This is a genomic window from Streptomyces sp. NPDC031474 (assembly GCF_055581185.1).
Genome location: NZ_JBVIJX010000017.1, coordinates 28,788 through 55,024, shown reverse-complemented (window position 1 = coordinate 55,024; position 26,237 = coordinate 28,788). Strand labels below are relative to the sequence as shown.

The following is a 26,237-nucleotide window of genomic DNA, read 5'->3' as shown; positions in this document are numbered from 1 at the left end:
TATCAGGCCTCGCCTGCCGCTTTTCGCGTGTGCAGCTGTCGGGCGACCTCCGCGATCGACCCGGAAAGAGACGGGTACACGGTGAACGCGTTCGCGATCTGTTCGACCGTCAGATTGTTGTCGACGGCGATCGAGATGGGGTGGATCAGTTCCGAGGCGCGCGGCGCCACGACCACACCGCCGACGACGATGCCGGTGCCGGGCCGGCAGAAGATCTTGACGAAGCCGTCGCGGATGCCCTGCATCTTGGCGCGCGGGTTGCGCAGCAGCGGAAGCTTGACGACGCGGGCGTCGATCTTGCCGCCGTCGACGTCGGCCTGGCTGTAGCCGACGGTGGCGATCTCGGGGTCGGTGAAGACGTTGGAGGAGACCGTCTTGAGGTTGAGCGGGGCCACCGCGTCGCCGAGGAAGTGGTACATGGCGATCCGGCCCTGCATGGCGGCGACGGAGGCCAGGGCGAAGATCCCGGTCACGTCGCCGGCGGCGTAGACGCCCGGGGCGGTGGTGCGGCTGACCTTGTCGGTCCAGATGTGCCCGGACTCGCGGACCTTGACGCCCGCCTCCTCCAGCCCGAGACCCTCGCTGTTGGGGATGGCGCCCACCGCCATGAGGCAGTGCGAGCCGCTGATGACCCGGCCGTCGGAGAGGGTGACCTCGACGCGGTCGCCGACCCGCTTGGCGGACTCGGCGCGGGAGCGGGCCATCACGTTCATGCCGCGGCGGCGGAAGACGTCCTCCAGCACGGCGGCGGCGTCCGGGTCCTCACCGGGCAGCACGCGGTCGCGCGAGGACACGAGGGTGACCTTGGAGCCGAGGGCCTGGTAGGCGCCGGCGAACTCGGCGCCGGTGACACCGGAGCCGACCACGATGAGCTCCTCGGGGAGCTCGGCGAGGTCGTAGACCTGGGTCCAGTTCAGGATGCGCTCGCCGTCGGGCTGGGCGTCCGGCAGCTCGCGGGGGTGGGCGCCGGTGGCGAGCAGGACGGCGTCGGCGGTGAGGGTCTCCTCGGTGCCGTCGGCGGCGGTGACGACGACCTTGCGGGAGCCGTCCAGGGCCTGCATGCCCTCCAGGCGGCCCCGGCCGCGCAGCACCCGGGCGCCGGCGCGGGTGACGGAGGCGGTGATGTCGTGCGACTGGGCGAGCGCGAGACGCTTCACCCGTCGGTTGACCTTGTCGAGGTCCACGCCGACGACCCGGGCCGCCTGCTCCAGCGGCGGGGTGTCGTCGGCGACGATGATCCCCAGCTCCTCGTACGAAGAGTCGAAGGTGGTCATCACCTCGGCCGTGGCGATCAGGGTCTTCGACGGCACGCAGTCGGTCAGCACCGACGCTCCGCCCAGACCGTCGCAGTCGACGACGGTCACCTCCGCGCCGAGCTGCGCGGCCACCAGCGCCGCTTCATAGCCGCCGGGTCCGCCACCGATGATCACGATCCGAGTCACGTACTCCATTCTCCCGCACAGACGGCGCGGGTACTGCCCCGGGGGCCGCCAGGGTCGCCATTGTGATGAGAGTGACGCGTGCGCCCACTGCCGTACTCTCCTTGCATGTCGCTCTACGCCGCGTACGCCGGCAACCTCGACGCGCGGCTGATGACCCGCCGCGCTCCCCACTCGCCGATGCGCGCCACCGGCTGGCTGAGCGGCTGGCGGCTGACGTTCGGCGGCGAGCAGCTGGGCTGGGAGGGCGCGCTCGCGACGGTCGTCGAAGACCCCGGCGCGCAGGTCTTCGTCGCGCTGTACGACATCGCCCCCATGGACGAGGAGTCCCTGGACCGCTGGGAGGGCGTCGGCCTCGGCATCTACCGGCGCGCCCGGGTACGGGTGCACACGATGGAGGGCGAGGAGTCCGCGTGGATGTACGTCCTCGACGGCTACGAGGGCGGACTGCCGTCGGCGCGCTACCTGGGCGAGATCGCCGACGCGGCGGAGTCGGCGGGAGCGCCACACGATTACGTGATGGAACTCCGGAAGCGTCCCTGCTGAGCACCGTCGCCTTCCAGCCTCACGAGATGCCTCCCCTCACCTAAGGGGTCCGGCTGAGCGCCTCCGGCGGCCCCCTCGTTGGAAACGACAAGGCAACGATCGCCATCGCGTTCGCTCTGTCATCTACGCGCGTAGGCGGAAACCGGATACCCTCTGTCGCGTGAACGCATCTCTTCTCCCGGACGACATCCAGGGCGACCCCCACGCCGCCGCCGACGCCGCGGCCGCGCGCCTGCGCGAACTGACCGGCGCCGAGACCCACGACGTCGCCCTCGTGATGGGCTCCGGCTGGGCGCCGGCCGTGGACGCCCTCGGCGCTCCCGACGCCGAGTTCCAGGTCACCGAGCTGCCCGGATTCCCGCCGCCCGCGGTCGAGGGCCACGGCGGCAAGGTCCGCTCGTACAGCATCGGCGAGAAGCGGGCGCTGGTCTTCCTGGGCCGCACCCACTACTACGAAGGCCGCGGAGTCGCCGCCGTCGCGCACGGTGTCCGTACGGCGGTGGCGGCCGGCTGCAAGACCATCGTGCTGACCAACGGCTGCGGCGGTCTGCGCGAGGGCATGCGCCCGGGGCAGCCGGTGCTGATCAGCGACCACATCAACCTGACGGCGACGTCGCCGATCGTCGGCGCGAACTTCGTCGACCTCACCGACCTGTACTCGCCGCGGCTGCGCGCCCTGTGCAAGGAGATCGACGACACGCTGGAGGAGGGCGTCTACGCGCAGTTCCCCGGCCCGCACTACGAGACGCCGGCCGAGATCCGCATGGCCCGCGTGATCGGCGCGGACCTGGTGGGCATGTCCACGGTGCTGGAAGCCATCGCGGCGCGCGAGGCGGGCGCGGAGGTGCTCGGCATCTCCCTGGTGACCAACCTCGCCGCGGGCATGACGGGCGAGCCGCTGAACCACGAGGAGGTCCTCCAGGCCGGGCGGGACAGCGCCACGCGGATGGGCTCGCTGCTGGCCCAGGTCCTCGGCCGCCTGTAGGCCCGCCCCCACCCACCCGGTAACCCGCGCCCCACTCGGTAAGTCGAAAAGGCACACGAGAGGTTGACCCCACCGTGCACGACGTCATCGCCCGCGCCACCGCCTGGCTCGCCGAGGACCCCGACCCGCAGACCCGTGACGAGCTCGCCGGGCTCATCGAGGCCGAGGCCCTCACCGAGCTCGCCGACCGTTTCAGCGGCACCCTCCAGTTCGGCACCGCAGGCCTGCGGGGCGAACTGGGCGCCGGGCCCATGCGCATGAACCGCTCGGTCGTCATCCGCGCCGCCGCCGGTCTCGCCGCGTACCTGAAGAAGAGCGGCCGGGCCGGCGGAGTCGTCGTCATCGGCTACGACGCCCGCCACAAGTCGGAGGACTTCGCCCGGGACACGGCCGCGGTGATGACGGGCGCGGGCTTCCGGGCGGCCGTGCTGCCCCGCCCGCTGCCCACCCCCGTCCTGGCGTACGCCATCCGGCATCTCGGCGCGGTCGCCGGGGTCGAGGTCACCGCCAGCCACAACCCGCCCCGCGACAACGGCTACAAGGTGTACCTGGGCGACGGATCACAGATCGTGCCGCCCGCCGACTCCGGGATCGCGGCCGAGATCGACGCGATCGCCGCCCTGAAGGACGTTCCCCGTCCGCGGGCCGGCTGGCACGTCCTCGACGACACCGTCCTCGACGCCTATCTGGCCCGCACGGACGCCGTCCTCGCCGCGGACTCCCCCCGTACGGCCCGCACGGTCTACACGGCCATGCACGGCGTCGGCAAGGACGTCCTGCTCGCCGCGTTCGCCCGGGCGGGCTTCCCGGAGCCGGTGCTCGTCGCCGAACAGGCCGAGCCCGACCCGGACTTCCCGACCGTCGCCTTCCCCAACCCGGAAGAGCCCGGCGCGATGGACCTCGCGTTCGCGGCGGCCCGCGCGAGCGGCCCCGACCTGGTCATCGCCAACGACCCGGACGCCGACCGCTGTGCCGTGGCCGTCCCCGACGGCGGCGACTGGCGGATGCTGCGGGGCGACGAGGTCGGCTCGCTGCTCGCCGCGCACCTCGTGCGGCGCGGGGCGCGCGGCACGTTCGCCGAGTCGATCGTCTCGTCCTCCCTCCTCGGCCGGATCGCCGAGAAGGCGGGCCTGCCCTACGAGGAGACCCTCACCGGCTTCAAGTGGATCGCCCGCGTCGACGGCCTGCGCTACGGCTACGAGGAGGCCCTCGGCTACTGCGTGGACCCCGACGGCGTCCGCGACAAGGACGGCATCACCGCCGCCCTGCTCATCACCGAGCTGGCCTCGGAGCTCAAGGAGGAGGGCCGCACCCTCCTCGACCTGCTCGACGACCTCGCCGTGGAGCACGGCCTGCACGCCACCGACCAGCTGTCGGTGCGGGTGCGGGACCTGTCGGTCATCGACGACGCCATGCACCGGCTGCGGGAGCAGCCCCCGACCTCCCTCGCGGGCCTCGCCATCACCCGGGCCGAGGACCTCAGCAAGGGCACGGACAGGCTGCCGCCCACCGACGGGCTGCGCTACACGCTCGACGGCGCGCGGGTCGTCGTCCGCCCGAGCGGTACGGAGCCGAAGCTGAAGTGCTACCTGGAGGTCGTGGTCCCGGTGGCCGACCACTTTGGCCTCCCGGCCGCCCGCACCGAGGCGGACGACCTGCTCGCCACGATCAAGCGGGACCTGTCAGCGGCGGCCGGCATCTGACACCGGGCCAGACGGCGCGCGCCGGGCCGACCATCGGCCCGGCCGCGGTCTGGTCATCGGGCCGGCCCCGGCCCGGTGGCGGGCCGGTCATCGGCCCGGTGGCGGGCCAGTCGCGGCGCCGGTCGCGGGCCAATCGCCGGCCCGGTCGCTGCCCAGTCGCGGACCAATCGCCGGCCCGGTCGCGGCCCGGTCGCGGGCCAGTCGCGGGCCAGTCGCGGGCCAGTCGCGGGCCAGTCGCGGACCAGTCGCTGCCCAGTCGCGGCCCGGTCGTCGGGCCGGTCGCGGGCCGGTGACGGGCCGGTCGTCGGGCCGGTGACGGGCCGGTCGTCGGGCCGGTGACGGGCCGGTCGTCGGGCCGGTGACGGGCCGGTCGCGGGCCGGTGACGGGCCGGTCGTCGGGCCGGTGACGGGCCGGTCGTCGGGCCGGTCAGCCGAAGCGGCCGGTCACGTAGTCCGAGGTGCGCGGGTCCTGGGGGGTGTCGAACATCGAGGCCGTGGGGCCGTGTTCGACGATGCCGCCGGGGGTGCCCTGTTCGGCGAGGAAGAAGGCGCACTGGTCGGAGACGCGGGCGGCCTGCTGCATGTTGTGGGTGACGATCACGATCGTCACGTCCTCGGAGAGCTCGTGGATCGTCTCCTCGATGCGGCGGGTCGAGGTGGGGTCCAGGGCCGAGCACGGCTCGTCCATGAGCAGGACTCGGGGCCGGACCGCCAGCGAGCGCGCGATGCACAGGCGCTGTTGCTGGCCGCCGGAGAGCGCGCCGCCGGGCTGGCGCAGCCGGTCACGGACCTCCTTCCACAGGCCCGCCTTGGTGAGGCACTCCTCGACGAGACCGTCCTTGCTGTCCCGGCCGGCCTTGACGCCGCCCAGCTTCAGGCCCGCGGTGACGTTGTCGTAGATCGACATCGCCGGGAAGGGGTTCGGCTTCTGGAAGACCATGCCGATCTGGCGGCGGGCGTGGGTGATGCGGCGTCCGCGGTCGTAGATGTCGTCGCCGTCGAGCAGCACCCGGCCGGCGAGGGAGGCGGAGCCGACCAGTTCGTGCATGCGGTTGAGGATCCGCAGGAAGGTGGACTTGCCGCAGCCGGACGGGCCGATGAGCGCGGTGACCTTGCGGGCGGGCATCGTGAGCGACACCTGCTCCAGGACCTTGTGGTCGCCGAACCAGGCCGAGATGGAGTCGGCCTCCAGGGTGGCCGGGTTGTTCCCGCCGCCGGTCGTGCCCGCGGGCACCCGCGGCAGCTTCACGGTCGTGTCTGTCGCTTCGGGCATGATGGGTGAACTCCTCATCGTTCAGAGCAGGTTGGGCAGCAGACGCGTGGCGGCGCCGGAGACGGCGAGGCCGAGGGCGGCCAGCACGGGCACGCCGACGATCCAGGTCTGCCAGGGGCCCCACACGCGGCGCGCGGCCATGGTGAGCAGGGCCGCGAGCAGCAGCGCCTGCGACCAGAGGAAGACCGGGAGCCAGGCGGCGCCCTCGGTGCCCAGGGCCTGCTCGGACTCGTCGATCCAGCCGGGGGTCAGGGGCCGCGGTGGGGCGGGCTGGACGGCGCTGGTCAGGGTGGCGTCGACGCGGAGGGTGCCGGAGGGGGTGTAGGGGCCGCCGTCGGCGGTGATGAGGGTGAGCCGGCCCTGGCCCTGGCCCTGGCGCTGGGTGAGCGTGGGCGGCAGGGGGTCGCCCTCGCGGCGGATGCCCGAGACCGTGTAGGCGGCGGTGCCCTGGCCGGTCGTCACGCGGATCTCGGCGCCGACGGGGAGTTGGTGGAGGTCGTTGAACGGGCTGCCGTACCCCCACTGGCGGCCCATGATCACGCTGGTGCCGGCCTGGCCCGGCAGCGGGGTGTCGCGGCGGTGGCCTGGGCCGGACATCAGCACTCCGGAGGTGGTGCCCTCCCCGACGACCTCCTTCAGGCCGAGGGCGGGGATGCGCAGCAGCGCCACGGGCGCGCCCGGCTTCAGCATGTCTCCCTCGTACGTCCGCTGCCCCACCGGTGCGATGCCGAGGGCGAGTTGGCGTCGCAGCTCGTCGTAGGCGGTCTGCTGGTCGCGGGCGTGCTGGAGGTGCCCCACGATGGTGAGGTTGGCCGCGAAGCCGAGCAGCAGGGCGGCGAGCACGCACAGTGCGGCGCCGACGAACGCGAGGCCGGCGCGCTCGGCCCGCGTCGGCCCGGCGGCGGACGGCGGCTCGGGCGCGGGCGCCGGCGCCGGTGACGCCTCGATCGGCGGGGGCGGGGACAGCACGGTCACGGGGAGCGCTCCTGTGAGGTGGTGTGGGGTGGACAGACACAGACGCCCGACGGCAGACGGCAGACGGCAACCGACAGACGGCAGGCGCGGGCGGCGGGTGTGGCCCGCCGCCCGCGCTCCCCGTCGCCTAGGCGCGGGGCTCGCCGAAGTGCAGCAGGCCGCGTCGGCGGCCGAAGCGGACGAAGAGGATGCCGGCCGTGCACAGGACGACGGCTCCGATGCCGGAGAACAGGGCGATCTCGCTGCCGGTGGAGGCGAGGCCGCCGCCCGTCGTGGAGGTTCCGCCGGTGCCGGCGCCGCCGGTGGCGCCGGACGTCGTTCCGGACGTCGTTCCGGCGGTGTCGCCCGTGCCGTCGGTCGGCGCGTCGGTGGGCTGGTCGGTGGGCTGGTCGGTCGGGGCGTCGGTGGGGTCGTCCGTCGGGTCGGCCGAGGGGTCGGCGCTGCCGGTGGGGCTCGGGGAGCCGCTCGGCTCGGGGACGGTGAAGGACGCGGTGGTGAAGTCCACGCCCACGCCGCCGTTGGTCCGGCAGTTCTTGCCTGCCGCGGTGAACGTCCAGGACGCACGGCCCGCGACCGCGTCGTCGGGGACGGTCAGCGTCGGCCAGGTCGCCACTCCGCTCGCGTCCGCGGTGGCGGCGGCGAAGGCGGCGTCGTTGCCGCTCAGCTTCATCGCGTATGTCGTGCCGGCCGTGCAGCCGCGGACGATCAGCTTGACGGTCTGGCCGCGCTGGAGCTGCGGTTCGACGGCCAACCGCTTGTCGGCGGCGTCGTGGATCTCGTAGTCCGCGGGGTAGACGAGCACGGTGGCGGCCGCGGCCTCCGAGGCGCCCCACCTGGTCGCGTCGGCGGGGGCGAAGCGGGCGGTGAGGTCGTGCCGCCCCTGGGTCAGCGCCTTCGTCCTGAGCTCGGCCCTGCTGCCGGCGACGGTGGTCTCGCCCAGGGAGGTCGTGCCGTCCAGGAAGGTGACCTTGCCGGTCGCCTCGGCCGGCGAGACCGTCGCGGTGAGCGTGACCTCCTCGCCGGGCTCGATGTCGCCGGGCGCCGCCACGAGAGTGACGCTGGTGGCTTTCGCGCCCTCGCCGACGGCCCAGTCGTCGCCGGTCACGGTGATCTTCTGGGACCAGTACGGGTCGCCGGGGACGATCGAGTCCGGCGCCACCGCGTAGTCGAAGTTGTCCACGCAGCGCAGGCGCAGCTCGTAGGTGCCGTCGCCGGTGATGATGTCCGTCAGCGGGGCGACGAACAGGCCCGGGTTGTCGGCCGCGGCGAGCGACAGCGTCGACGTGGCCGCCGAGTAGGGGGCCTTGTCGGTGACGCCCCGCAGCGCCAGTTGCTCGGTGCCGTCGGCCTTGACGACGTACAGATTGAGGGCGCTGTTCCAGTTGACGTCCTCGAGGGTGACGTCGGGGCACTTGCCGGGAATCGTGAGGGACCCGGCGATGGGCTGGGTGGCGCTCAGTTTGCCGGTGCCGGGCGTCATGGTGAACGCGCCGACGGAGGCCGCCCGGGCGGGCTGGGACTGGGTCACGGCCAGGGTCACCAGGCCCAGCGCGAGCAGGGCGCAGGCGGCCAGGACGGCGGCCGTTCTTCTGAAGGGTTGCGGCACGGTCATTTCGTTGCCCCCCGGGGTCGGTTGACGGATGTGCACGGACAGCGCGTGGGGCCGGGCACCCGTGGGTGCCCGGCCGCTCGCGCAGGGGTCAGTCGGCGGTCACGGATCAGCGCTCGCCCGTGAGGGTCGTGGCGCCGCAGTTGTTCACGGCGCCGAAGCCGTACGTGGTGAGGGTGGCGCTGCTGGAGCAGACCTTGGAGGCGGAGCCGACGAAGGTGTCCGCGATGACCGGCTCGGCCAGCCGGGTGCTCTGCACGACGTTGTAGACGTCCCGCAGGAACTGGGAGTCGAAGCTCGTGTTGAGGGCGAGCGAGGTGCCCGAACCGGTGGTGGGGGCCAGGCTGTTGATGCTGCGCAGACGCGACTCGCCGCGGCGGTTCTCGACGTCCGCGAGGCCCTTGCCCTGGGCGATCCACTGGGCGATCGAGTACGGCATCAGCTGGTTGGCGGCGGTGATCGCGGTGCCGTCGTGCTCCTGGATGCCCTGGGTGACACAGGAGCCGACCTGCGACTCGCTGACGCCGATGGCCGACAGCCAGAACGTCCGGGTGCCCGAGCCGGTCTGCGGCAGCAGCGGCGCCACCGTGACCGTGGCGCCCGAGGCGTTGATGTAGGTGCAGTTGGTGTAGATGCTCGCCAGCTGGGCCTTCGTCAGGTTGGTCGGCACCGAGCTGCCCAGGTCGGTGGCGTAGGTGACGCCGTCCTTGGCGTAGGGGATGAAGGTCAGGTCGGAGGTGGAGGTGTCGGCGGGGCCGCGCGAGGAGCGGGCGAAGTCGAGGCAGCCGGTGCCGGCGGTGATGTCGTTGTTCAGCGCCGTGATGCCGGCCGAGGAGCCGTTCGGGCGGTTGATCGTGCAGTTCGGCTTGGTCGCCGGGTCCTTGGTGGTGACGGTGGCGGATCCGGTTGCGTTCCAGGAGGCGATGACCTTGCCGCCGGTGTTCGTGATGGCGTCGGCGAGGCCGTTCACGACGTACTGCGTGGTGTCCGAACCCACACCCGCCAGTTGACGGTACTCGGTGGTCGAGCCCGGGTCGGCCGAGGCCGGGGCGGCCAGGATGCCGAGGCCGAGAGCCGCGACACCGAAAGCGGCGCCGACCTGAGCGCGAGACTTGACGTTCATTTCTGAACCCCTTGTTCTGGATTTCGAAAGACCGGACGTTCAAGAAAAGGCTGGACTTTCAAGCACTGCGTACATTTCCAGGAGTTCCGCACGGCGGCCAACCAATTGGCCATGAGGGAAAGGTTAAGAGGAGATTGCCTGGGCGCCCCCTAGGGGGACCGCCGCTGGGCGAGGCGCAGCATTATCGGACCGGAAAGTCCGGCGGCACCGCCCAGGAACAGAACGACGAGAAGCACCCAGCGGATAATTCCCAGAATTTCTCCCGGGGTGACGCCGTTCGCGGATTTCGCGACATTTTGCTGCGGCCCCGAGGAGGGCCCTGTGCTGCCGCCCGCGGCGCCGGCCACGGGGGTGGCGGAGCCCCCGGCGCCGCCCGCCGCGCCGGCGCTCGTGCCCCCTGCGGCCGCACCGGTGGCGCTGCCTCCGGCGCCGCCCGCGGCGCCGGAACCCCCGGTGCCGTCCGGGCCCGTCCCGCCGGACGCCGGGCCGGTCGCCACGCCGCGCTCCAGGGCGTCGGCGGCGGTCTGGGCCTGCGCCCGCTGCTTCGCCGGCAACGGCGCGTACCCGGGGGGCAGTTGGCCCGCGGAGAGGCCGGGTGTCTGGCCCGCCCCGGCGACGTACCGGATGAACTTCGCGTACGCCTTGCGGGCCGCGGCGGCCTGGTCCACCGAGGCCGCCGCGTAGGCGACGGCGGTCAGCGGATACGCCTGTCCCCTGGCCCTGGCCGGGTCGGGCTTGAGGACCGTCGCGTCCACGGACGACGGCCGCATCGCGGCGACGGCGGCCGTCAGCGTGGCGGTCGAGGGCTTCACGAACGCGCCGTCCGCGTTGCGCACGGCCGCCGTCTTCAGTCCGTAGCGCTCGGCCGACGCGGTGTCGACGATCGCCAGCACGGCGTGCCGGCCCGACATGGGGACCTCGTTGCCGAGCTTGGGCGGGGCGTTGTTCCCCGCCTGCCACACGACGGTGCTGTTGTTGTTGCCGCGCAGGGTGCGCACCGCGGCCTCGTGCAGGTCGTTGGCGTAGGGGTCCAGGTCCTGCCCGGTGTAGGTGAGCGGCGGGACCCCGTTGGCGACGGCCGGGGACGTGGTCGGGTCCACCTTGGGGAAGTCGGTCAGCGAGGTGGCGTCCGCCAGCTTCAGGTCCCTGTAGTAGCGGTTGACCTTCATTCCCCAGGGGTCCTTCGCCCCGGCGAGGAAATCCCGGGCTTCTTGGTCCGACTGGAGCCAGTTCCACACGATGCGCGTGGTGTCGGACGTGAGGAGGGGAACCATGAGACTGCTCGGCTGACCGCTCAGCGCCGGGAATTCAGGATTCAGTTTCCTGAATTCAGGATCCTCGTTGAAGAACGCCGGATTTCCGGTCAGGTAATCCGGGGCGGCGCCCAGGGTCACGTCCTTCGTGTAGGAGTGCGTCAGCATCTTGGCGACGATCCGCGGCGAGAATCTCATTTCCTGCACCACGCCGGACGCCGTTTCCAGGAAGAACGCGATCGCCAGCCCGGACACCGCGACGGGCGCGTGCACGACCTTCGCCACGCCGTCCGGGACGGCCACCGGATCTACGGTGAAGCCCAGCATGGGCGCGTCGCCCGTCGCGGCCAGGACCTGGGTCCTGGCCGGCTCCTCGCCGCCCTGAGAGAAGGCGAACGTGGTTCCCGTGGACGTGCACAGCTTGGGCTGCCAGGAGGTGACGGCGTCCGTCGCCAGCTGCGAGCCGGCCGTGGGCTGCTCGGGCTGACCCTGCGGGCAGAACTCGTCGACCGGCAGGAAGTCCAGCCGGACCACCATCCGCTGCGCCCAGTTCGTCGTGGTCAGGGGCGAGCCGTCGATCTTCCCGTCCTGGCCCGGCGCCGTGACGTCCGTGCCGTCGGGGTTGTGCGTGCCGCGCGGCACGATGACAAGCCAGCACGACCGGGGTGCGGGAGCGCTGCCGGCGGCCGCCGTGTTCAGCCCGCACCCCAGGTGGGAGGCCTCGATCCCGTCGAGCACCTGGAAGGTAGCCTCGCCCGTGCCGCCCGCGAAGGTGCGGCCGGCGGGCTGCTCGTTGGTGTCCAGCGGGCCGAAGTAGGTCTTGTCCGTGGGGGACGTGGTCGCCGGGGAGCCGTTGGCGGGGCGGAACGGCACGAACGCGCCCGCGCCCGTGTACTGCGTCTCATCCGGGTCCGGCGTCGCGGACACCGACCGGCTGTCCACGCCGGTGCCCGGGAGCGGGACGCCGGAACCGCCGTATTCGCACTGCTCGCGCGTGGGCCCGGCCGGGCTGTCGCCCCAACACTGCATGATCTGCAGGAAGTTGCTGTTCACCGTGGACTCGGGCGTGGGCGCGCCGCCCTTCCAGGTGATCAGCACGCCCTGGGTGCGCAGGTTCTTCGTCTGGTGGACCGTCACCTTCAGCCCGGAGAAGTCGTCGTACTTGCCCCGGGTTCCGGTGACCGTCACCGCGGAGTCCGCCGCCGCGCCGTCCGCGGCCGCGGCGGGTGTGGCGCCGGGCGGCACCGGCAGCAGGGCCAGTACGAGGGCGGCCAGCAGGGCGCCGACGCCGGCGACGACACGCGCTCCTCGGCCGCCGCCCCTGGGCGCTCCGTCCGTACGGGTCATGGTGCTCATGCCGAACCCCCGTTCCGGCGCGACCGGTTGGTCATCAGACGTCCGATCAGCGGCGGTCCGACGACCACCCCCACCAGCAGGACGGCCGACAGCGCCATCAGCGCGGTACGCAGCCCGAGGGCGTCGCCGGAGGCGAGGGAGACCGGGGTGGCGGCGACCGAGGTGTCGCCGGTGCCGCCCACGCCGCCGAGCACCTCGCCGGTGTCGGGGTCGACGGCGCCGCCGGTCGTGCCGCTCGTGCCCGCCGTGGTGCCGCCGGTCGTGGCGGCGCCGCCGGTCGAGCCGGCCGTGCCGCCCGTGGCGCCGCCCGTCGCGCCGGCGCCGCCGGTCGAGCCGGAACCGCCGGACGCACCCGAGCCGCCCGAGCCGGCGCCGCCGCTGCCGCCGGCCGTGGTGGGCGTCTTGGCGCCGCCGGTGCCGGTGACGCACTGGTCGGCGCCCTTCTTGTCGCAGGCCTGCGGGAACGCGGCGTTCTTGGCCAGCACGTTGGTGCCGTCGCTGGAGAACGTGGGGTTGTTGCACTTGTTGATGTTGATGTTGTCCGTCTCGGCGCCGGGGATCTTGCGCACCTGCTCCATGGCCGCCCGGACCAGGTTGATCGGCAGCGGCGAGTAGCCGAGCCGGTCGGCCTGCTGCTGCCCCTCGCAGAGGAAGTAGTTGCTGAACGCGCTGAGCGTTGCCCCCTTGGCCTTGGTGAAGCCCATCTCCTCCTTGGTCGGGATGATCATGTAGCTGTAGCTGGACAGGGGGTAGGTGCGCCGGTCGCCGTACGTGTAGACCTCGTCCAGGTTCTGCGTGAGGTAGTTCGCGGAGCGCGGGTCGTTGTTGATTTTGGCCCTGGTCAGGGCGACGGCCACGCTGGAGGCGGTCGGCTCCACGTAGTAGCCGGAGTTGTTGAGGACCTTGACCACCGGGAAGCCCGCGTTCCTGGCGTACGAGTACTCGACGTAGGTGATGGCGCCCTCGGCCTGGGGCTGCTTGGTGTAGCCCGCGACGCCGAGCGAGCCGGACTGGGCGACGAAGCCGGAGCCGGGGATGTTCGGGAAGTACGAGGTCAGACCGCACGGTGTGGGCTTGCCCGCCCGCCGGCAGTAGTCGTTCCACTGGGAGCTGTGCTGCTTGGACATCCACAGCGTGAACTGCGCGGTCGTACCGGAGCCGTCGGAGCGGACGACCGGGACGATCCGGCGGGCCGGCAGGGCCAGCTTGGGGTTGTCGGCCTTGATCTCCGCCGCGTTCCACATCGTCAGCTTGCCGGTGAAGATCTTGGACAGGACGTCCCCGGACAGCCGCAGGTTGGTGACCCGTTGCCCGCCGATCTTCAGGTTGTACATGAACGACGTACCGCCCGCCACGATCGGCATATAGGCGTACTTGCGCTGCGGCGGGGTGTCCGTCGCCCCGAACTCGGTGAGCCCGTAGGGGATCTCGGAGACGCCGAAGTCGGAGGTGCCGTTCGCGAACTGGGTACGGCCGACCGTCGAGCCCACGGAGGAGTAGTTCACGGTCATGCCTTGCTGGCGGACGTTGCGGCGCCACTGCTCGATCGCGTTGGCGCTCCACGTCGAACCGGAGCCGCTGATCTTCACATAACCGGCGGCGAAGGCACCCGGCGGGTGCAGCGCGAGCAGCGCGCAGACCAGGGCGACGACCAGCGCCGACGCCTGGTACACACGCGTGGTGCGCGGACGACGGACGGGTGCGGGTATCACGTGGTGCTCCTCGTCGATACGGAACTGGCCGTGGAGTCGGTCGATACGGTGGAGGCGCCGACGCCGCCTTGGGCGGTGCCCTCGGTGGCGGTGCCTTCGGTGGCGGTGCCTTCGGTGGCGGTGCGCGCGGCGAATCGCTGCGCGTCCCGGCGGGACGCCCGGACCCGGCGGTGTTCCTGACGGCGGGTCAGCTTGCCCGGTCCGCGTCCGCCGATGACGCGGGCGATCACGAACAGGACGAGCACCAGCACCAGCAGGACCGCCGCGGTGCCGAAACCGCGGGCGATGTAGGTCGGTTCGGGGGACTTGACGAGCTCGAAGGCCGCCAGCGGCAGCGACACCATCGGGTCCTGCAGCGGATTGGTGTTGAGCTCCGCGGTGAAACCGGCGGTCAGCAGCACCGGCGAGGTCTCGCCCACCCCGCGCGCGGTGCCCAGGATGACGGCCGTGGTCAGCCCGGAGCGGGAGGTGGGCAGCACCACGTGCCAGACGGTGCGCCAGCGCGAGGTGCCGAGCGCGTAGGACGCCTCCCGCAGCGTGCCGGGGACCAGCCGGATCACCACGTCCGAGGCGCGGATGATGATCGGCAGCATCATCACGGAGATCGCCAGCGCGGCGGCGAGTCCGGACCGGTCGAAGCCGAGCCCCAGGATGATCGTCGCGTAGATGAACAGGCCGGCCACGATGGACGGCAACGCCGTCATCGCCTCGACGATGGTGCGCACGAACCGGCTGAAGACGCCCGGGACCTCGTTGAGGAAGACCGCGCACACCAGCCCGGTCGGGATGCAGATCACCAGGGCGATGGAGATCTGCCACAGCGTGCCGACGATCGCGTGCAGGATGCCGCCGACGCTGAGCGGCTCCACCGGACCGGCGTCGGCCATCGACTGCGTGTAGAAGTTCAGGTGCGGCAGCGCCTCGCGGCCCTCGTACAGGGTGAAGACGACCACGAACGCCAGCGCGGCGAGCATCACCAGGCCGAGACTCTGAACGACGACGGCGGCCACCCGGTCGCGGACGGCGGGACCGTCCTCGTCGAAAGAGACGAGCAGCGCGTAGCAACCGACGAAGAGCGCGTAGGCGATGACGAGGAAGCCCAGCGTGCCGTTGAACGGCAGCAGCCGCTCGAACATCAGCCAGGTCACGGCTAGGGCGGCGGCGCCCGCGCCCAGCAGCGCGTACACGTCGGTGGCATGCAGCGTGGACAGGTTCCGCCGCGAGTCCACACGCATCGCCGGCCCCCCACCCCGCCGCACGGCCACCACAGTGCCCGAAGCAACCGCCCCGCCCCCGAGCCCCGGGGCGGGGCCCTGTGCGGGGCCCTGTGCGGGGCCCTGTGCGGGATCGGGCGCGGGGCCCGGCGCGGAATCCAGCACGGGACCTGGCACGGAGCCCTGCGCGCGGCCCGGCACGGGACCCGGCGCAGAATCCGCTGCGCCGCCCGGTACGGAATCCAGCACGGGACCTGGCACGGAGCCCTGCGCGCGGCCCGGCACGGGACCCGGCGCGCGGCCCGGCGCGGAATCCGTCGCGGAGCCCGGCACGGAATCCGTCGCGGAGCCCGGCGCAGAATCCGCCGCGCCGCCCGGCACGGAATCCGGCACGGGACCCGGCACGGGACCCGGCACGGAACCCGGCACAGAACCCGGCACAGAACCCGGCACAGAACCCGGCACAGAACCCGGCACAGAACCCGGCACGGGACCCGGCACGGGACCCGGCACGGAATCCGCCGCGGAATCCGGCACGGAACCCGGCACGGAACCCGGCACGGAACCCGGCACGGGACCCGGCACGGAATCCGGCGCGGGACCCGGCGCGGGACCCGGCGCGGAGCCGGGGTTCTGGTCGCCGGGTGGGCTCTGTTCAGCGGTGAGGGTCATCGGGCCCGTTCTCCTCAGGAGTCGCTCGTCGCGCCGGAGCGGCTGCGGGCGACGATCGACGAAGCGGCGAAGTTGACGACGAGGGTCATCAGGAAGAGCGCGAGGCCGGCGGCCATCAGCGCCGACATGCCGAGGTCGGTGGCCTCGCCGTAGCGCAGGGCGATCAGCGAGGAGACCGAGCTGGTGCCGTTCTGCAGGATGTGCGGCTGAATGGCGAAGACCGGCGAGATGATCAGGTAGACGGCGATGGTCTCGCCGAGCGCCCGGCCCAGGCCCAGCATGGTGCCGCCGATCATGCCGCCCTTACCGAAGGGCAGGACGACGCTGCGGATCATGCCCCAGCGGTGGGCGCCGAGCGCGTACGCGCCCTCCCGCTCGCCGACCGGAGCCTGCGAGAACACCTCCCGCACCACCGAACAGATGATCGGTGCGACCATCAGGGAGACGACGATGCCGGCGATGAAGGTGGACGAGGTGAAGACCGTCGCCGTGGCGAGCGGGTCCCGCGGATCGGCGCCGTCGACCTCGAACAGCGGGATCCACCCGAAGTACGTCGAGATCCAGCGCGCCAAGGTGACCACGTGCCCCTGGAAGAAGAACAGGCCCCACAGCCCGTAGACCACGGACGGCACGGCGGCCATCAGGTCGACGACGCTGATGAGGGTCTGGCGCAGGCGCGGCGGCGCGTACTCGGAGATGTAGAGCGCGGTGCCGATGGCCAGCGGAACGGCGAACACGATGGCGACCAGCGCGATCAGGATGGTTCCGACGAGCACGGCGGCGATGCCGAAGTTCCCGCCCTCGGGCTCCCACGCCTCGGTGGTGACGAAGTCCCACTTCGCGACCGACAGCGCCTGCCAGGCCCGGTACGTCAGAAACCCGCCGACGAGCAGCATGATCGCGAGGACCAGGGCGCCACCCCCGCGCAGGATGCCCCGGAACACCCGGTCGGGCATGCCCTGGTCGGGATACAGGCGTCTGGGAGGGTCGTCCGCCGCAGCCGCGGATCGCTCGATGATTCGCGTCGTCACACGTGACGACACTTCTGAGGTGTGATGGACGCGCGCGGACCTGAATGTGAACGAGACGCCCCTGCGAGGCAACTTCCGATGTTGACGTGAACGCGGCGAGAGAAGGGCAGACGGAAGGCCCGGCGCCAGAAGGGGTGAGGGACTGGGCCCTCCTGACCCGCGCCTCCCTCACCCCCTGCTGCGAAAGCCGGACCCTCAGCCCGCCACGTCCGTCCTGCCCGCCCTGCCCGTGCGGCTCATTCGCCGTCCCCCCACGGGGTCGCCGACCCCGACCCGAGTTCGGTCAGCAGCGCCCGGAAACGCTCATAGGCGGCCTGGCAGGTCGAGTGCCGTTCATAGGCCCGCGAGGACACGGCCACGGTGCCGCCGACGGGATCACGTAACCGCCAGACCCAGCCGCTGCCCTCCGAGGTGTGGTGCACCGCGCCGGTCAGTTTCCCCACGTCCGCGCACATCCGCTCGAACCCGGCCCGGCACTCCCCGTAGTCCCGGTACGTCCTCGCGGCCACGGCGATCACCCGCCCGTTCGTGGCGGTGAGCCGCCACGAGTAAGTGCCGTCTGCACCTATGTCTATTTGGCAGCGCGTGCCGGGTACGGCCGCGCCCCCCATTCTCGCCGACATCCATCCCCACTCCTGTATCCCCATATCAGGAAGCCGCACGATTCGGCGCTGGTTCGCCGGTCGTACGGCACACGCAGGCTAGTGAGAGCGAAGAGACAGGAGATCAACAGCTTCGACACTTTTCACTCTAAAGTTGCCCCTCGTTCACACGTCGATCGACAGAAACCGACAGGAGTGGGCGGATTTCCGCGTCGGAGCCAACAGTCGGCACGCCTAGGTGGCCGCCAGGTCCGCCGATATTCGAATCGAATTTCCCCTTCGGCTTTCCAATAATTCGACCGATCTGAATTCCCGCGGCAACGAGTACGCTGCACACGCCAATTCGGTACTGCCGCAGGCAAATGGGCCGGCGCGGCATTCACACATCACGTTGGGGATTTCGCATGCGCATGTACTCCGCCGTCGCCGCCGCGTGCGGCGTCGTTGCCCTGTCCGCCCTCGCCGTTCCCGCCGCGCACGCCGACGAGAGGTTCGGCGACACCGACATCACGGGTGTGGTCGTGAACCACGGCGAACCCGTCGTCGTCGGCACGAGCGCGAGAACCGTCACCGTCGAGGTCACCGCGACCGACCCGTCCGGCCTCGACCAGATCAACGCCACCCTCTACCACGGCTCGTTCGAAGCCCCGGACGCCACCGTGGCCTCCAAGGCGGCCTGCGGCGCGACGACCGACACCACCAGCACCTGCACCCTGACCTTCACCCTCACCCCCGGCGCCGTCCCGGCCACCGACGCGCAGGCCGGCGCCTGGAACGTCAGCGCCTACGCGATCGCGCCGGACAGCGACGCCGTGTTCCTGGACACCGCGGCCACCTTCAGCGTGCGGCGCGACACCCAGCTGACCGCCGCCGCCACGCCCCAGCGCGTCAGGTGGGGGCGCACCCTCACCGTCACCGGCGACCTCCGCAACGCCGGCTGGGCGACCGGCGCCCCCGTCCCCGCCCCGGCCGGACAACCCGTGGAACTGCAGTTCCGCCCGAAGGGCAGCAGCGCCTACTGCGCCGTGAAGACCGTCCGGACGGCCTCCGACGGCACCCTGTCCACCACCCTCCGCGCGTACGCCGACGGCTCCTACCGCTGGTCCTACGCCGGCACGGCGGCCACCGCGGTTGCGGTCTCCCCCGGCGCCTTCGTGGACGTCGTCGGCTGACACCCGAAGCTCCCCGTGCGCCGGGCACCCCCAGGGCATCCCTTACGGTCCTCACGGGAGGCCCGGCGCCAAGCACGAACGGCCGACAGTCCTCACGCCAGGAGAGCCGGCCACCCTCACAGCAGCACGCCGGGAGAGCCGGCAGCCCTCACGGCAGGAGGAACACCGCCGCCACACCCAGCGCCCCGATGACGACCCCCAGCGGCCACAGCGCCCGCCCGCGCTGCCGCTCGTCGGCCTCGCCGACGGGCCGTACCGCCGGGTCCCGCCACATCGCGGTGATCTCGGCGGCCGTCCGTTCGTACGGGTGCAGCACGCCGAGCCTGCGCTCCAGCCACCGCCAGCGGGGAGAGGCCACCCGCCACTCCTCGAACGAGGCCTGCCTGCCGCGTATCCGCAGCCGGACGCCCTCGCACTCGACGGCCCTGATGTCCTCCCAGGCCAGGTGCCCGGTCCCGCGCAGCTCGTTGAACCACAGGCCCGCACGGTCGGCGGTGATCCGCCACAGGAGCCGCCGCGGCCCCATCAGGGCGGCGACCAGGGTCAGGCAGAGGCCGAAGACGTCACGCCACCACCCGGCGGCGTCCCAGTAGAACGCGAGGAACAGCACCACCAGCACCACGGCGAACCAGTCCGCCCACCCGGCCCGCCACCGCCGTACCCTCACGGCAGTCTCCAGGCCGCCCCGGTCGGCGACGACAGCGGCGGCGAAGGCGGCAGCAGCCCTGTGCCGCTCCTCCAGACGGGCCTCCCGGGCGGCCTTCGCCCGCTCGCCCCTCGCCCACCGCCGGAAGGAGGCCTCGGTCATCGGCCGCACCGGCCCCAGGGACGTCTCCACCACGGGCCGTCGCCCGGCCTTCGCCGCGGCGGCGAGGAACACGACCTCGGCGCCGTCGTAGGGCACCCCGTACAGCACGGCCTCCCGCAGCGGCCCGACGCGCTCGGCGTCGACCCGCTCGATCAGCTCCCGAAGCTCCGCGTCGTCCTCGTCACCCCCGTCAACGTCAAAGTCGACGTCAACATCACCGCCCCCGCCCCCGCCCTCGCCCTCGCCCTTACCCGCGCCCGGCGCCCTTCCGAGGGCGGCCGTCGAGACCGTGAACAGGGGCCGCCGGGCGGCGAGGTCGTCGGCGGCGAAGACCTCCGTCTCGGCGTCGGCGTTCTCGCGCACGAGCACGCGCAGCACCGGGACGGGCGCCCGGCGCAGATCGGCGGCCCGGCGGCGGCCCAGGGCCGCGGAGAGCAGCATGGTGAGGCCGACCCCGGCGAGGCACCAGCCCGCGGCCGGTACCCCCTGCCGGTCGCCGGCCCCGTCCCAGAGGCCGACGGTGGCATGGAGCACCCCACCGGCGGCGACCGTGCCGAGCCCGCTCCACATCAGGAAGGTCCCGCGCGGCGAACGCTCGCCCATGCCCTCCGGCGCCCCGGCGGTCACGCCCCCGGCGGCCGCCAGGCCCGCCGCCCGCTGCCGCCGTCGCGCCGCCAGCCGCAGGCAGACGGCCGCCCAGACGCCCGCCAGCCCGGCCACGTACCCCAGCCGCACGGCCGGCGACAACTCATCCCCCGCCACCAGCATCACGACCACGGCGACAGGCGCCAGGACCACGGCAGCCTCGGGACGCAGCACCAGCCACACGAGATGCAGGGTCACCAGGGCGGCGCCCCACCCGGGCAGCGCGCCCTGTTCGCCCAGCAGACCGGCCCCGGCCACGGCGGCGACCGGAAGCGCCACGAACACCGACGCCCGCGCCCGCACCGGAATCCAGCGCGGAGGCAGCGCCCGCGTCCAGTGCCGCGCCGCCTCACCGTCCCAGGCCACGCACCCGTCGGGCGCCGCCGACCCGGCCGGCAACCGCAGAACCCCACCGGGCAGAACCTCGCCAGAACGCGAACTCACCGTCTCCCCCACTCCCCCGTCCCCGCCTCACCCCACAGCCAGCAGAATCCCCAGCACGACGGCTCCCGCCACCACCGGGCCCAGGATCTCCCAGGCCCAGCGCACGCTCACCTCGCCCTGGGCGCTCTCCTCCTTCTCGTGCGCCTGCCACAGCTCCCGCAGCTCGTCCATGACCCGGTCGGTCTCGGCGCGCAGGGGCCCCTCGGGCACCGCACCACGGCCCCCGCGCGACAACCCGCCCCCGAGTCCCCCGAACCCCGATCCGCCGGCGCCCCGGCCGCCCTGGCCGCCCTGACCGGCACTCCCGCCGTCCCGCTGCGCCGCCGCCCGGGACTCGCGCCGGTTCGCCTTCTTCCGCGCCCGCAGCGAGACGGGGATGGACCACAGCTGGAACTTCTTCCCCGAGGCGTCGACGACCTCGTTGGAGTAGCCGGACCGCAGCGAGGCGATCTGTCCCCAGGGCAGCACGATCACCCGGAACGGATTGCGCACCCGCAGCCGGTCCTGGCCCGCGTACACGGCTGGCCGCAGCGTGAAGGCGACGGTCAGCGGCACCACCAGGATCAGCGTCGCGAGCGCCAGCCACGGCGTCCGTCCCTCGCCCGCGACGATCGCGTCGATACCGAGCCAGCCGACCAGACCCAGCAGCAGTACCCCACCGGCGATGCCCGCGGGCGACCGGTAGATGCGGTCCTTGAACTCGGGCCCCGCGGGCCCCGGCGCTGGTGACTGGTCTTCCGGGCTCGTCATGGCCCCGATTGTGCCCGACGCCCCGCCCCCGCTCATCCGCGATCCCCCCACCACCGACGAGCTGTCGACGAGCATCAGGGGATGTACATCCGCTACGCGCGTAGATATGCTCGTCTGGTGACCATGCCCACCAATGCACCTACCGCAGCCGATGCCCTCAGGGACGTGACCACGTCCGACAGCTCGCTGCGCCGCTTCCTCCACGGGCTGCCCGGCGTCGACGCGGTCGGCCTGGAGGCGCGCGCCGCGGCGCTCGGCACCCGTTCCATCAAGACGACCGCCAAGGCGTACGCCATCGACCTCGCCATCTCGATGGTCGACCTGACGACGCTGGAAGGCGCGGACACCCCGGGCAAGGTCCGGGCGCTCGGCGCGAAGGCGGTCCGCCCCGACCCGACCGACCGGACGGCCCCTGCCACGGCCGCGGTCTGCGTCTATCCCGACATGGTGGCCGTCGCCAAGGAGGCCGTCGCGGGCTCGGGCGTGAAGGTCGCCTCGGTCGCCACCGCCTTCCCGGCCGGCCGCGCCGCCCTCGACGTGAAGCTGGCGGACGTGCGTGACGCGGTCGCCGCCGGCGCCGACGAGATCGACATGGTCATCGACCGCGGGGCGTTCCTCGCGGGCAGGTACATGAAGGTGTACGACGAGATCGTCGCCGTGAAGGAGGCCTCCGGCGCGGCCCGCCTGAAGGTCATCTTCGAGACGGGCGAGCTGTCGACGTACGACAACATCCGGCGGGCGAGCTGGCTCGGCATGCTGGCCGGGGCCGACTTCATCAAGACGTCCACCGGCAAGGTCGCCGTCAACGCCACCCCCGCCAACACGCTGCTCATGCTGGAAGCCGTCCGCGACTTCCGCGCGCAGACCGGTGTCCAGGTCGGCGTGAAGCCCGCGGGCGGCATCCGCACCTCCAAGGACGCCATCAAGTTCCTCGTCCTGGTCAACGAGACCGCCGGCGAGGACTGGCTGGACAACCACTGGTTCCGCTTCGGCGCCTCCTCGCTCCTGAACGACCTGCTGATGCAGCGCCAGAAGCTGGCCACCGGCCGCTACTCCGGCCCCGACTACGTGACGGTGGACTGATCACCATGGCTTCGGTATTCGATTACGCACCGGCGCCCGAGTCCCGCTCGGTCGTCGACATCGCCCCCTCCTACGGCCTGTTCATCGACGGCGAGTTCGTGGAGGCCGCGGACGGCAAGGTCTTCAAGACCGTCTCCCCGTCGACCGAAGAGGTCCTGTCCGAGATCGCCCAGGCGGGCGAGGCGGACGTCGACCGCGCGGTGAAGGCCGCCCGCAAGGCCTTCGAGAAGTGGTCCGCGCTGCCGGGCTCCGAGCGCGCGAAGTACCTCTTCCGCATCGCCCGCATCATCCAGGAGCGCAGCCGCGAGCTGGCCGTCCTGGAGACGCTGGACAACGGCAAGCCCATCAGGGAGACGCGCGACGCCGACCTCCCCCTGGTCGCCGCGCACTTCTTCTACTACGCGGGCTGGGCCGACAAGCTCGACCACGCCGGGTTCGGCCGGAGGACGACAAACGGGCACAGCGGGGTGAACCCGCGGCCGCTCGGCGTCGCGGGCCAGGTCATCCCCTGGAACTTCCCTCTGATGATGCTGGCGTGGAAGATCGCGCCCGCACTCGCCACCGGCAACACGGTCGTCCTCAAGCCCGCCGAGACGACGCCCCTCTCGGCCCTGTTCTTCGCGGACATCTGCCGCCAGGCGGGCCTGCCCAAGGGCGTCGTCAACATCCTGCCCGGCTACGGCGACACAGGCGCCGCGCTCATCGCGCACCCGGACGTGAACAAGGTCGCCTTCACCGGCTCGACGGCCGTCGGCAAGGAGATCGCACGCACGGTCGCGGGCAGCCGCAAGAAGCTCACGCTCGAACTGGGCGGCAAGGGCGCGAACATCGTCTTCGACGACGCGCCGATCGACCAGGCCGTCGAGGGCATCATCAGCGGCATCTTCTTCAACCAGGGCCAGGTCTGCTGCGCGGGCAGCCGGCTCCTCGTCCAGGAGTCGATCCAGGACGAGCTGCTGGAGTCGCTGAAGCGCCGCCTGTCCACGCTCCGCCTCGGCGACCCGCTGGACAAGAACACCGACATCGGCGCGATCAACTCCGCGGAGCAGCTCGCCCGCATCACCTCGCTCGTCGAGCAGGGCGAGGCCGAGGGCGCCGAGCGCTGGTCCCCGGTCTGCGAACTGCCCACCTCCGGCTACTGGTTCGCCCCGACGCTCTTCACGAACGTCACCCAGGCGCACACCGTCGCCCGCGACGAGATCTTCGGCCCGGTGCTGTCGGTGCTGACCTTCCGTACGCCCGACGAGGCGGTCGCCAAGGCCAACAACACGCAGTACGGGCTGTCGGCGGGTGTCTGGTCCGAGAAGGGCTCCCGCATTCTCGCGGTCGCGAACAAGCTGCGCGCGGGCGTCGTCTGGTCCAACACGTTCAACAAGTTCGACCCGACCTCGCCCTTCGGCGGCTACAAGGAGTCGGGCTTCGGCCGCGAGGGCGGTCGCCACGGCCTGGAGGCATACCTCGATGTCTGAGAAGACCGAAAAGACCGAGCAGCGCCTGTCTGTCTTCAAGACCTACAAGCTGTACGTCGGCGGGAAGTTCCCGCGTTCCGAGAGCGGCCGGGTGTACGAGGTGACCGACGCAAAGGGCAAGTGGCTGGCGAACGCCCCGCAGTCGAGCCGCAAGGACGCGCGGGACGCCGTGGTGGCCGCCCGCAAGGCGTTCGGCGGCTGGTCGGGCGCCACGGCGTACAACCGGGGGCAGGTCCTGTACCGCGTCGCCGAGATGCTGGAGGGCCGCCGGGACCAGTTCACCCGCGAGGTCGCCGACGCCGAGGGCCTGTCCAAGTCCAAGGCCGCGGCACTCGTCGACGCCGCGATCGACCGCTGGGTCTGGTACGCGGGCTGGACCGACAAGATCGCCCAGGTGGTCGGCGGCGGAAACCCGGTCGCGGGCCCGTACTTCAACCTCTCCTCCCCCGAGCCGACGGGCGTGGTCGCGGTCCTGGCCCCCCAGGAGTCGTCGTTCCTGGGCCTGGTCTCGGTGCTGGCCCCGGTGATCGCGACGGGCAACACGGCGGTCGTGGTCGCGAGCGAGAAGTCGCCTCTCCCGGCCCTCTCCCTCGCCGAGGTCCTGGCCACCTCCGACGTCCCCGGCGGTGTCGTCAACGTTCTCTCCGGCCGTACGGCGGAGATCGCGGCGCCGCTGGCCGCGCACCAGGACGTCAACGCGATCGACCTCGCGGGCGCGGACGACGTCCTCGCGAAGGAGCTGGAGATCGCGGCGGCGGACAACCTGAAGCGGGTCCTGCGTCCACAGCCTGTGGACGACTGGTCGCAGGCTCCGGGAACGGACCGGATGACGGCCTTCCTGGAGACGAAGACGGTCTGGCACCCGACGGGCTCCCTGGGCGCGTCCGGCTCCGCCTACTGAGCCGCCGCCTCCTGAACCGCTCCACGAACGAGCCGCGCCACCCCTCCGTCCGGGGGCGGCGCGGCTCTCTGTTGCCGGGATCATCCAAGCGCTGTCCGCGTCGCACCCCCATGCCGCGTAACACGCGGCCGGCAGTCGACCTTGACCGCCCCCCTGACAAACGCCTCGTCTGTGGCTTTTCCGGCCCATACATACGCCTCTCCCGGTCTCAGCGCCGCCAACTTGTCGGGATTGAGTCCTGACAACGCCGCGTTGACCTTCTGCAGGTGCTTCAGCCAGGCAGGCGAGGCGAACCTGTGCAGCACCATGTGGGTGGACAGCTCGATGAGCTCGGACGTTGCGCAGGGCTTCACGCGCCCCCAGGTAAAGGCGGGAGAGAGCGAGGCCCAGGACCTCGGTGCGCCGGCTCTCACCGAGTGCCGCGAGCTTGAACACCAAGCTGCCGGACAGCTCGCGCAACTGGTCGAAGAAGGTCCGGACATGGCGCTCGGGGATGCCCAGGGCACGGTCGGCGAGGACAGGTCCCAGGAGGGCGCGCATCTCGTCCAGCGACCGGGAGGAGACGACGACCTGGTGGCCCAGTCCGCCGTGGGAGGTGGTGGTGTGGTCGATGACGTACTCAGACCTGCCTCGCCGCCCGTGATCGAAGTACTCGGCGCCCAGGGTACGGTCCACGGTGACGACCCAATCGCTCACCCGGTGGACGTCGTGCAGCAGGTTCCGGTCGTCCGGGGTCAGCCGGACCGTGATCTGCGGCAGCATACCCAGCCGGTGCTCGCCCGCGCTGGCCGCGACGAGGGCGGCCGACAGGGTTCGGGGCAGGGCCGCGAGCAGGTCGCCCGTCGTCTCCGCGCCGGGAACCGGATCGGCGACGCCATGGCGAGGCCGCCGGGTCCACTCGGCGTTCTCGTCGTCCTCCTGGTACTCGCCGCTCATCTCCTGGACGAGACCGTGCACGGCGACCCGCCCGAACGCGTCCCGGCCGGGCGCGATGTCGTGGCTCTCGCCGCCGAAGGGGTTGAACAGGAAGGTGAGATGGGCCGGGAAGCCGTCGGCGGTCTTGATGAGTTCGGCGGCTTCGCGGATCACCACCGACAGCGCAAGCCGTCCACGACCGCGGAGATATCGTGGTTGCGGAACCCCGCCGTCCCCCTGTCGTTCCACTTGGCCTGGACCACGAAGATCTTCCGGCCCGTGACGGCGACGGCGTCGAACCCTTCGTCCCCGCCGCCGTCGGTGATTGCGCCCGCCGCGTCCTCGGCGCTCATGCCGACCACGTACTACAGGGAGAGGGCCGCCACCGCGCGACTGAGGAACATCTGCTTCTCGGTGGGATGGCCCGCCACATCCGCCGCGATGTTCAGCGGCTGGTACCGCTCGGTCAGCTTCTTGGCCGGCCTCCGGACCGGAACCGGGTACTGCACGGATCCCCCTCTGGCGATCACCGCGGATCTCGCGGATGTCGAGCGAGG

General features: G+C 72.1%; 19 protein-coding genes. 7 read left to right on the top strand and 12 right to left on the bottom strand.

The window, feature by feature from the left end:
- Window positions 1–2 precede the first annotated feature (2 nt).
- Window positions 3–1,451, bottom strand: a complete 1,449-nt coding sequence (locus ACZ5SK_RS33070; RefSeq protein ID WP_334577594.1) for an NAD(P)H-quinone dehydrogenase — start codon at window positions 1,449–1,451, stop codon at window positions 3–5.
- A gap of 96 nt (window positions 1,452–1,547) precedes the next feature.
- Between ACZ5SK_RS33070 and ACZ5SK_RS33065 the strand changes: the two genes are divergently transcribed.
- The 3 genes from ACZ5SK_RS33065 to ACZ5SK_RS33055 all read left to right on the top strand — a co-directional run bounded on the left by ACZ5SK_RS33065 (window position 1,548) and on the right by ACZ5SK_RS33055 (window position 4,673).
- Window positions 1,548–1,985, top strand: coding sequence for a gamma-glutamylcyclotransferase family protein (locus ACZ5SK_RS33065; protein ID WP_334577595.1), 438 nt, complete (start codon window positions 1,548–1,550; stop codon window positions 1,983–1,985).
- 160 nt (window positions 1,986–2,145) lie between these two features.
- Window positions 2,146–2,970, top strand: a complete 825-nt coding sequence (locus ACZ5SK_RS33060; protein ID WP_079660156.1) for a purine-nucleoside phosphorylase — start codon at window positions 2,146–2,148, stop codon at window positions 2,968–2,970.
- A 74-nt stretch (window positions 2,971–3,044) separates the two neighbouring features.
- Entirely contained in the window at window positions 3,045–4,673 is a 1,629-nt protein-coding gene (locus ACZ5SK_RS33055; RefSeq protein ID WP_361701210.1) for a phospho-sugar mutase, read from the top strand.
- A 427-nt stretch (window positions 4,674–5,100) separates the two neighbouring features.
- On the opposite strand, the gene pstB is transcribed toward ACZ5SK_RS33055, so the two are convergent.
- The 9 genes from pstB to ACZ5SK_RS33010 form a co-directional block, all read right to left on the bottom strand.
- Window positions 5,101–5,946, bottom strand: coding sequence for a phosphate ABC transporter ATP-binding protein PstB (gene pstB, locus ACZ5SK_RS33050; RefSeq protein WP_334577597.1), 846 nt, complete (start codon window positions 5,944–5,946; stop codon window positions 5,101–5,103).
- A 21-nt stretch (window positions 5,947–5,967) separates the two neighbouring features.
- Window positions 5,968–6,921: a sortase gene (locus tag ACZ5SK_RS33045; RefSeq protein ID WP_334577598.1), complete on the bottom strand. Its 954-nt coding sequence runs from the start codon at window positions 6,919–6,921 to the stop codon at window positions 5,968–5,970.
- A 127-nt stretch (window positions 6,922–7,048) separates the two neighbouring features.
- Window positions 7,049–8,533: an Ig-like domain repeat protein gene (locus tag ACZ5SK_RS33040; RefSeq protein ID WP_468576790.1), complete on the bottom strand. Its 1,485-nt coding sequence runs from the start codon at window positions 8,531–8,533 to the stop codon at window positions 7,049–7,051.
- Window positions 8,534–8,639: 106 nt separating this feature from the next.
- Entirely contained in the window at window positions 8,640–9,653 is a 1,014-nt protein-coding gene (locus tag ACZ5SK_RS33035; protein WP_468156717.1) for a hypothetical protein, read from the bottom strand.
- 149 nt (window positions 9,654–9,802) lie between these two features.
- A complete protein-coding gene (locus tag ACZ5SK_RS33030; protein ID WP_468576789.1) occupies window positions 9,803–12,262 on the bottom strand; it encodes a hypothetical protein in 2,460 nt (819 codons plus the stop codon).
- Complete coding sequence (gene pstS, locus ACZ5SK_RS33025; RefSeq protein WP_468576788.1) at window positions 12,259–13,974, bottom strand: phosphate ABC transporter substrate-binding protein PstS; 1,716 nt, start codon at window positions 13,972–13,974, stop codon at window positions 12,259–12,261. Before pstS ends, ACZ5SK_RS33030 begins: the two co-directional genes overlap by 4 nt.
- Window positions 13,971–15,209, bottom strand: a complete 1,239-nt coding sequence (gene pstA, locus ACZ5SK_RS33020) for a phosphate ABC transporter permease PstA (protein WP_468576787.1) — start codon at window positions 15,207–15,209, stop codon at window positions 13,971–13,973. The genes pstS and pstA overlap by 4 nt, the downstream gene beginning before the upstream one ends.
- A 665-nt stretch (window positions 15,210–15,874) precedes the next feature.
- Window positions 15,875–16,891 (bottom strand): phosphate ABC transporter permease subunit PstC, encoded by a 1,017-nt coding sequence (gene pstC, locus ACZ5SK_RS33015; protein ID WP_334577604.1) that lies wholly within the window; start codon window positions 16,889–16,891, stop codon window positions 15,875–15,877.
- A gap of 236 nt (window positions 16,892–17,127) precedes the next feature.
- The gene (locus ACZ5SK_RS33010; protein WP_334577605.1) at window positions 17,128–17,514 is read right to left on the bottom strand and encodes a hypothetical protein; all 387 of its coding nucleotides are present in this window, start codon (window positions 17,512–17,514) and stop codon (window positions 17,128–17,130) included.
- A 383-nt stretch (window positions 17,515–17,897) separates the two neighbouring features.
- On the opposite strand from ACZ5SK_RS33010, the gene ACZ5SK_RS33005 reads away from it, so the two are divergent.
- A complete protein-coding gene (locus ACZ5SK_RS33005; RefSeq protein WP_468576786.1) occupies window positions 17,898–18,665 on the top strand; it encodes a DUF5707 domain-containing protein in 768 nt (255 codons plus the stop codon).
- Between the two features lie 148 nt (window positions 18,666–18,813).
- On the opposite strand, the gene ACZ5SK_RS33000 is transcribed toward ACZ5SK_RS33005, so the two are convergent.
- Window positions 18,814–20,562: a hypothetical protein gene (locus tag ACZ5SK_RS33000; RefSeq protein ID WP_334577607.1), complete on the bottom strand. Its 1,749-nt coding sequence runs from the start codon at window positions 20,560–20,562 to the stop codon at window positions 18,814–18,816.
- 27 nt (window positions 20,563–20,589) lie between these two features.
- Entirely contained in the window at window positions 20,590–21,312 is a 723-nt protein-coding gene (locus ACZ5SK_RS32995) for a PH domain-containing protein (protein ID WP_334577608.1), read from the bottom strand.
- Window positions 21,313–21,435: 123 nt separating this feature from the next.
- Here ACZ5SK_RS32995 and deoC point away from each other — a divergent pair, with 123 nt between their 5' ends.
- The 3 genes from deoC to ACZ5SK_RS32980 are packed head-to-tail and all read left to right on the top strand — an operon-like array spanning window position 21,436 to window position 24,765.
- A complete protein-coding gene (gene deoC / locus ACZ5SK_RS32990) occupies window positions 21,436–22,395 on the top strand; it encodes a deoxyribose-phosphate aldolase (RefSeq protein ID WP_319677204.1) in 960 nt (319 codons plus the stop codon).
- 5 nt (window positions 22,396–22,400) lie between these two features.
- The gene (locus ACZ5SK_RS32985; RefSeq protein WP_361701196.1) at window positions 22,401–23,864 is read left to right on the top strand and encodes an aldehyde dehydrogenase family protein; all 1,464 of its coding nucleotides are present in this window, start codon (window positions 22,401–22,403) and stop codon (window positions 23,862–23,864) included.
- Window positions 23,857–24,765 (top strand): aldehyde dehydrogenase family protein, encoded by a 909-nt coding sequence (locus tag ACZ5SK_RS32980; RefSeq protein WP_468416291.1) that lies wholly within the window; start codon window positions 23,857–23,859, stop codon window positions 24,763–24,765. Before ACZ5SK_RS32985 ends, ACZ5SK_RS32980 begins: the two co-directional genes overlap by 8 nt.
- Window positions 24,766–26,237 lie beyond the last annotated feature (1,472 nt).

Bases quoted from the DNA above. Each gene is read 5' to 3' on its own strand.
- ACZ5SK_RS33010 (WP_334577605.1), bottom strand. From the start codon at position 17,514: ATGTCGGCGAGAATGGGGGGCGCGGCCGTACCCGGCACGCGCTGCCAA.
- ACZ5SK_RS33030 (WP_468576789.1), bottom strand. From the start codon at position 12,262: ATGAGCACCATGACCCGTACGGACGGAGCGCCCAGGGGCGGCGGCCGA.
- ACZ5SK_RS32980 (WP_468416291.1), top strand. From the start codon at position 23,857: ATGTCTGAGAAGACCGAAAAGACCGAGCAGCGCCTGTCTGTCTTCAAG.
- ACZ5SK_RS33070 (WP_334577594.1), bottom strand. From the start codon at position 1,451: ATGGAGTACGTGACTCGGATCGTGATCATCGGTGGCGGACCCGGCGGC.
- ACZ5SK_RS33035 (WP_468156717.1), bottom strand. From the start codon at position 9,653: ATGAACGTCAAGTCTCGCGCTCAGGTCGGCGCCGCTTTCGGTGTCGCG.
- ACZ5SK_RS32995 (WP_334577608.1), bottom strand. From the start codon at position 21,312: ATGACGAGCCCGGAAGACCAGTCACCAGCGCCGGGGCCCGCGGGGCCC.
- deoC (WP_319677204.1), top strand. From the start codon at position 21,436: ATGCCCACCAATGCACCTACCGCAGCCGATGCCCTCAGGGACGTGACC.
- ACZ5SK_RS33065 (WP_334577595.1), top strand. From the start codon at position 1,548: ATGTCGCTCTACGCCGCGTACGCCGGCAACCTCGACGCGCGGCTGATG.
- pstA (WP_468576787.1), bottom strand. From the start codon at position 15,209: ATGCGTGTGGACTCGCGGCGGAACCTGTCCACGCTGCATGCCACCGAC.
- ACZ5SK_RS32985 (WP_361701196.1), top strand. From the start codon at position 22,401: ATGGCTTCGGTATTCGATTACGCACCGGCGCCCGAGTCCCGCTCGGTC.
- ACZ5SK_RS33005 (WP_468576786.1), top strand. From the start codon at position 17,898: ATGCGCATGTACTCCGCCGTCGCCGCCGCGTGCGGCGTCGTTGCCCTG.
- ACZ5SK_RS33040 (WP_468576790.1), bottom strand. From the start codon at position 8,533: ATGACCGTGCCGCAACCCTTCAGAAGAACGGCCGCCGTCCTGGCCGCC.
- pstB (WP_334577597.1), bottom strand. From the start codon at position 5,946: ATGCCCGAAGCGACAGACACGACCGTGAAGCTGCCGCGGGTGCCCGCG.